The organism is Pseudomonas endophytica, from assembly GCF_001411475.1.
GTDB classification, from domain to species: domain Bacteria; phylum Pseudomonadota; class Gammaproteobacteria; order Pseudomonadales; family Pseudomonadaceae; genus Aquipseudomonas; species Aquipseudomonas endophytica.
Genome location: NZ_LLWH01000074.1, coordinates 1 through 6201 on the forward strand (window position 1 = coordinate 1; position 6201 = coordinate 6201).

Annotated in this window: 7 protein-coding genes; 2 read left to right on the plus strand and 5 right to left on the minus strand. The window is 47.1% G+C overall.

The window, feature by feature from the left end:
• Positions 1–607 precede the first annotated feature (607 nt).
• Positions 608–1096, plus strand: a complete 489-nt coding sequence (locus AQS70_RS06705; protein WP_055102108.1) for a hypothetical protein — start codon at positions 608–610, stop codon at positions 1094–1096.
• 329 nt (positions 1097–1425) lie between these two features.
• On the opposite strand, the gene AQS70_RS06710 is transcribed toward AQS70_RS06705, so the two are convergent.
• On the minus strand, positions 1426–1827 hold the full coding sequence (locus tag AQS70_RS06710; RefSeq protein ID WP_055102109.1) for a hypothetical protein: 402 nt from the start codon (positions 1825–1827) through the stop codon (positions 1426–1428).
• 50 nt (positions 1828–1877) lie between these two features.
• Complete coding sequence (locus AQS70_RS06715) at positions 1878–2594, minus strand: dTMP kinase (RefSeq protein ID WP_055102110.1); 717 nt, start codon at positions 2592–2594, stop codon at positions 1878–1880.
• Between AQS70_RS06715 and AQS70_RS06720 the strand changes: the two genes are divergently transcribed.
• Positions 2594–3331, plus strand: a complete 738-nt coding sequence (locus AQS70_RS06720) for a hypothetical protein (RefSeq protein ID WP_055102111.1) — start codon at positions 2594–2596, stop codon at positions 3329–3331. The two genes, AQS70_RS06715 and AQS70_RS06720, sit on opposite strands and share 1 nt — an antisense overlap.
• A 5-nt stretch (positions 3332–3336) precedes the next feature.
• Here AQS70_RS06720 and AQS70_RS06725 read toward each other — a convergent pair whose 3' ends face one another.
• From AQS70_RS06725 to AQS70_RS06735, 3 genes are all read right to left on the minus strand, one after another.
• On the minus strand, positions 3337–4830 hold the full coding sequence (locus AQS70_RS06725; RefSeq protein ID WP_055102112.1) for a hypothetical protein: 1494 nt from the start codon (positions 4828–4830) through the stop codon (positions 3337–3339).
• A complete protein-coding gene (locus tag AQS70_RS06730; RefSeq protein WP_055102113.1) occupies positions 4827–5441 on the minus strand; it encodes a hypothetical protein in 615 nt (204 codons plus the stop codon). The genes AQS70_RS06725 and AQS70_RS06730 overlap by 4 nt, the downstream gene beginning before the upstream one ends.
• Before the next feature lie 135 nt (positions 5442–5576).
• Positions 5577–6201 (minus strand): DNA adenine methylase (locus AQS70_RS06735; RefSeq protein WP_055102114.1); only part of this gene is annotated, 625 nt, incomplete at its 5' end.

Sequence of the window (6201 nt, forward strand, 5' to 3'; positions counted from 1 at the left end):
TGAATGTGCTCGCCTACAACTTGAAACGGGTGATGAAAATCATCGGCACCGAAGGTTTGTTGAAGGCGATGACGGCGTAAAAAGCCCAGCTTTTGCTGCTCTAAGAGGTGCCCAAGCGCTTCATAAACGCTCTGGCGCGTTACCGACGCTGATCGTGGCAAATGCTCGATAAACCGCCTAGCCCAGGAGCACTGGGCTGAGGAACCCAGGCTACGAAAGTGTTTTTACACACTCTGGGCCGAAAGTGGACTTGGGACAGCGGTAGGCACGTCACAACCTGCGGTTTTCAAGACCTCCATGTATGCATATACAGCGCGTGCCCAGTAGGACGTTTTCGGTACCAATACTTTGAGAGTGTCGATTGGCTGTAGGTCACGTCCTACGCGGTAGTGTTTATTGATTCTGGTACCATACCTTGTCCTGACAATTCGATCCTACGAAACAAAGAAACCCGCATTTATTCGAAAAATTGGGTATCTTAGACAAAGATGAATTAGCCGCGAATTTCCGAATAAGTTTTTACGCCATACTGCTCTAAGCTTATTTTTACAGAAAATATATTTCTACTTAAACTCAAAACTTGCGATACAACATGAGGATTATTTAATTGTTATCCATACGAGAAATAACTGAGGAAACTCGAAAAATTAGACAACTTATAGACAATAAAAAACACCGTGAAATAGCCTTAATAAATCAAGACTTCCCAGTGATGAGTTGCAAGCTAGCCTCTATTATATTAGCTTATCATTTAACAAAAATATCACCATCCACAATCGTTTATGGCATATCAGGAATAGCAAGAGACTCAAACAATGAAAACAATATTTCACACTACTGGATTGAGACACAGGGGCTCGCCCTCGACATTACGAGCGATCAATACAATTTAATCAACGACCACGACTTGAACGTCAGCATTATTAAAAGCAGGCCGTTCCCTTCAGTCAGCATAGCCAAAATAGGAGAACTACCAAACTACAAGTTATTCAAAACTTCTTACATAGATACATATTTATATGGCTGGCCTGAGCTTGCAGAGGACTTTCTTGAAACACTTGAAGCGAGCTACGATCTATTAACCGCAAAAAACTGATAGCGACGGCTTTCTACACTTTCCGAATAACTAGATATGTTTCGCGCTCCAATGGATCAGCTTCGCTAGGGCCTTGCACTTTGGGGGGCACGATCTACACAAAGGTCCCTCATGGCCAGCTAAGAAGTGCTTCCCCACCGCAGTGTAGGATCGGCTCATAGTGCTAACACGCCCAGGTACTCTAGCTGTGTTAAAGGCTGAGACTTCAATCAATTCCGTGGGGATGCTGAACTTTACATTGGCGCATGTCAAATAATTGAACGCCTGGATGTCAATCCCTTAGAACTGATGCCCCAGGCACTCTTTTATTCATGACGGGATGAGGAAGCTCATATCAATGATCTAAGGCCATTTACGCCAAGAATTACAGCTTCGCGAATGACTTCAATAGGGAAGTCCGTCTGCTCTGACCAGCCCTTTAGGCAGCGTTCTCTAGCGTCTACCGAGTAATCCGCAAGGCTATCTGAGTCATACATCGCAAAATACAACAAGAGCAGGGAATGCTTGTTTGATGCGTTATCTATCGAAATAGCCCCCTCATCAATGCTATTGGCATCCGTACTCGAAGCAAGACTCGCCCGTGCTATCGCACGCGCCCTAATCTTGCTGATAATGTCTTGAATGCCAGCCTGGGCACCTTGGTTAAGTCCTTGGCCAAGCTCCTCTGCTCTGCGTACTGGATTCTCCGACTGCCAGATGTCGCGGATGAGATCCTCGATTTCCTGATTCATTGCTTTTCCCGAATAGTCGTGAATGTCACAACGTTGTATTGTGCTGAGAATCAGCCCTTTTGGCTAGACTGCATTGCTTGCTTTACTACATTCAAAATCAGTGCTGACATTTCTTCAACCGTACGTCTTTCCCCGCTTGGGCATTCGATCTCGACCCTTTTAAGCCTCGATGTTTCCGGTAACTGTCTAAAATACAGGTTCACTTCTCGCTGAAGGTCTAAAGACGCTTCATGAATGTCGGCTTGGTCTTCCGTATAAGCTCGAGTAGGGTCATTTGCTCGCAGGAGGTGAGCCCCATCCTCGTAGTGATTATCAGTAGACGTTAGGACAATCTCAAGATCGGGACGAGGTAACTCATATACCTCATATTCAAGCCAGCGTAGCAGGCTATCCAAGGCGCCACGCCGTTCATTGTCAGGTATTTTAGCCCCTTGGAACGCTATGTTCGATGCAACATATCGATCACAGAGCACGACAGCACCGGTGCTGAGGGCCTCAATGATGCTTTTACGAGCGACCAAGCGGTCAGCAGCGAATGCGAGCCCTAGAAACTCTGGTGTGACCTGCCCAAAGCGCCCCTTCAAAAAATCGCCAATCAGTTGGCCTATAGGCGTTCCCGATTTGTTGGGAAAGTCATAAGTCACTGTGCGTCGTCCTTGAGACTGGATCTGGTTTTTCAAGATTGCTAGCTGTGTGGACTTGCCAAGACCATCACCACCCTCGATTATCACTAGAAAACCTGATTGAGCTTCTGAAAGGGACGCCATTGAAAACTACTCCGGATAAATTTGCGCACGCCGATGCGCGCCAGTTGTTCTTAAGATCACGTACCACGCTTGTAGTGGTATTTTTAGTGTTTATGGTTTTGGGGGGGATTTTAGTCTTAATCGGTGGCTCATTGCAGCTATCAATAGGAACCTCCTTGATCGCTGGATCGCTGATTTCACTCGCAACCTTGTGGATCGACCAGATAAGAAATGGTGAAGAAGTGAGAATGAGAGATCTCGTCGAAACAGGATTGGTTGCAGCTTACCCTAGGAGAAACCTAACGGAAGAATACGATGCACTCGTTGCAGGTGCCAAGGTCATTGACGTCACAGGATACACCCTTAGGTCGTTTAGTGAGCAAAACGAGGAAATGCTTAGGAAACGCGCCGAGCAACATAATCCAGTAAAGGTACGCATTCTGTTGGTCGATCCTGATACTGATTCCTCTAAAATTATGCAAGAAGCTGAAAAACTACCAACCGGACAGTATTCCGGTTCGCGGGATTCATTGCTCAAGTCTCTTGGGGACATTAAGGGAGTTGAGGTGAGGCTATCCAAGCGACACCTCTCAATGATGATTTATAGGATTGACGAAACGCTTTTTACTGGCCCCTATCCCGCCTCAGCTAAGAGTGCCAAAGCCTTTACACTCAAGCTCGGGCGAGGCTGGTTATTTAATAGGCAGATGGAAGATTTTGAAGCGCTCTGGGCTCTTGGAGATATAATTGAGCCATAGCACAGCTAAGTCGAAATCGACACAGCCACTGACAGTGAACCAGCCACTGACTCAGAATCTTCTCCGTAGATAACAGCTAACGGATCACCTTTTTTAACTGGTGATCCGTCCTGTGCCAGTAGCTCTACACCTCCTTGCCTTACTGTGCAAATAGGATATTTTTTTGGTGCAGGCGAATTTATTTTATAATTTGCTATATCTGCTACGGACATAGCATCCCATTTTACAGTTCCCGAGTCGGAGGCGAGTATTGTTGTTTTATCAATACCTCCAAGAACAGTGTCTCGTGGACTACAGGAAAAAGAACGAACATATTTACTATCAACCCCATGCTCCAAGAATAAATCGAGCATCGCGTCAAAGGCATCTCCACTTTTAATAGCCACTTCAGCCCTGTGACATACCAACTCAGGATCCAAACCAAGCTCCTCTGCAAAAACTCTAATAAAACCGATAGAAGTGGCAATTTCTGCCCCCCCTAACTCATAATAAATATCCCCTCGCAAAAGCTCGGCAGCCTCCACAATCTCTGTGCTCGAACCGACTGATCGGCCAAGAATATTTTTTGACTCTCTCAGTTTCGAAACGATTTTCACTCCATTCGTTAACCCTATGGCCTCACACATCCCACCAAATTTTTCAGACTCTACGCGAGTTTTTAAGAAAGCAGTGGGGCCGTGTAATATATCCAAGATAATTACATCAGCTGGTAAAGCAATTTGCTTAGACATAATACTAGATGCCATCAGACCAGTATCTGCTACTGTTCCAGTTTCACCCCGAAGGCGATACATCATCGCATCACGGGGGCATAATTCGGCGTCTGCTGAGAAATAACGGACTGGACGATCAACTCCATTCCACATGGGAAGATCGGCTATCTTGGAAATTTTAAAACCGGGTATCACCGCAAGTTTGTCTCGAGTCCCTCCGGTATGCGCAAGTTTTCCAGCTACCAAAAAAGGAGAGCACCAACTAAATTCGCGCGCAAGTGCACGCATTATAGGTGGAAGAATTAATGCTTGCTTTTCTGATATCCCACCAGTGGGGTACCGCCTAACAGAGACCTTACTGCGTGGCCGGTATAGAGGTATTCGACCCGCTAGGAAGTTTGTAAGTTCTCCAGCCTCTGATGGTCCCACACCTCTTATAAATGCATCTGCAAGCCAGTAACCAGCAGCTACTTCGTAACCCCCCCCCTGTTGGCCAGAGTCGAACCACCGGCCTGCAACACTTTCAAAAGTTTGTGGGTCCGCTGCCCGCCCTAGCATTGATGCTGCCTCACTACCCTTCAGAAACACCTTTTTAACTACAAGCTCTGCGTTTAGCACAGCACTATTAGCCGCACCAGAAGTTATTAATGCACCAGCCTGAGTAAGTCTTAAAGCGCATCCCGACTGAGCTGGAGTAAGTGGTAATGAAAGTAGTTCAAGTGAACCCCCCCCCTCACGAGCAGCCGCTGTAGCCTGGGCAAGAGTAAGTGCTGCTGATTTATTCATAACACCATCCCCATTACATCCGCAACGCGCCGAGCTGTGATTTCCGGTGTCGCTGACTCCTGATCAACATTAATCAAGCGGGTACCATGTTCCTTTGCTGCCTTCCTACATGCTTCTTCCATTATTGCTTGCATTTCAAAGTACTTACACAATTCCGCAGTACGATCAAAATCCCGATCACGCCGCGACATGAATTCACGCCAAACTTTTTCATCTAGCCGGAGAAAAACTAGAATATCTGCTTTCGGAAGTGTTAGCCAATCCGTCCGAGCCATTGATTGTGCGGCTGCAAAATAAGGATCACGCTTAGATATCAACCACTCGAAGGCAACGTCACCCAAATAACAGTCAACCAAAACATCATAATAACTATCTATTACAGATATCCCTCCTCTCTTTCTATAGTCGTCAGCTTTGAACAACTGAGGTACACGCACGGTACGGAACCAGGTTAAAGCTGTGAACGCTCCGACAGTAGCACGTTCTTTAACCAACTCAGGCCAGGCTGATTCTTCCGGCTCGAGGTGTACCTCTGCATGTATTAGCCGGCCGAGAGCTTTAGCTGTAGATGATTTCCCAGAGCTTGGCAGTCCTGCAAAAGCAATAAGCATCGACATTCTCTTTTTGTGAATATTACCAATAATGAATTGTCTAGCTTAATCTCTTACACCTTCATAACTACAGATTTTTTGAGCAAATCACACCAGATTTTAGGTGCATTCCGAGTTCACGTTACGGAGGGCAAATTAAAAAAGCCCTCCCAGATCACTCGGCATCCAATTCAATACAATCAACTCCCCCGTCACCTCAGCCTTCCCCTGCCGCTGGTTCGTGGTCGTGTACCGGATCTCTGTCGTTTCAAAATGAAACCCTTCAAACACCCGCCGAATGTCCGGATGGTCGTTGATGCTGACCATAACCTTGCCTTTGCAGCGCCGCATAAAATCGGCCATGCGTTCGTAGTTTTCAAACGGGAAGTCCACGCCGTAGCCCGCAGTCTGCCAGTAAGGGGGATCCATGTAGTGGAAGGTGTGCGGTCGGTCGTAGCGCTCAGCGCACTCAAGCCAGGGCAAGTTTTCAACGTAGGTGCCGGACAAACGCTGCCAGGCAGCTGACAAGTTTTCTTCAATGCGCAGCAGGTTGATTGCAGGGGCTGTTGTGGCGGTGCCGAAGCTCTGCCCCGAAACCTTGCCACCAAAGGCATGGTGCTGCAGGTAGAAAAATCGGGCCGCGCGCTGGATGTCGGTCAGGGTTTCCGGGCGAGTCATTTTTTGCCATTCGAATATCTGCCGCGAGCTGAGGGCCCATTTGAATTGACGCACGAATTCTTCCAGATGGTTCTGCACCACGCGGTACAGGGTCACTAGGTCG

Excerpts from the sequence above, each read along its gene's own strand:
- AQS70_RS06710 (WP_055102109.1), bottom strand. The coding sequence starts at position 1,827 with ATGAATCAGGAAATCGAGGATCTCATCCGCGACATCTGGCAGTCGGAG.
- AQS70_RS06715 (WP_055102110.1), bottom strand. The coding sequence starts at position 2,594 with ATGGCGTCCCTTTCAGAAGCTCAATCAGGTTTTCTAGTGATAATCGAG.
- AQS70_RS06725 (WP_055102112.1), bottom strand. The coding sequence starts at position 4,830 with ATGAATAAATCAGCAGCACTTACTCTTGCCCAGGCTACAGCGGCTGCT.
- AQS70_RS06730 (WP_055102113.1), bottom strand. The coding sequence starts at position 5,441 with ATGCTTATTGCTTTTGCAGGACTGCCAAGCTCTGGGAAATCATCTACA.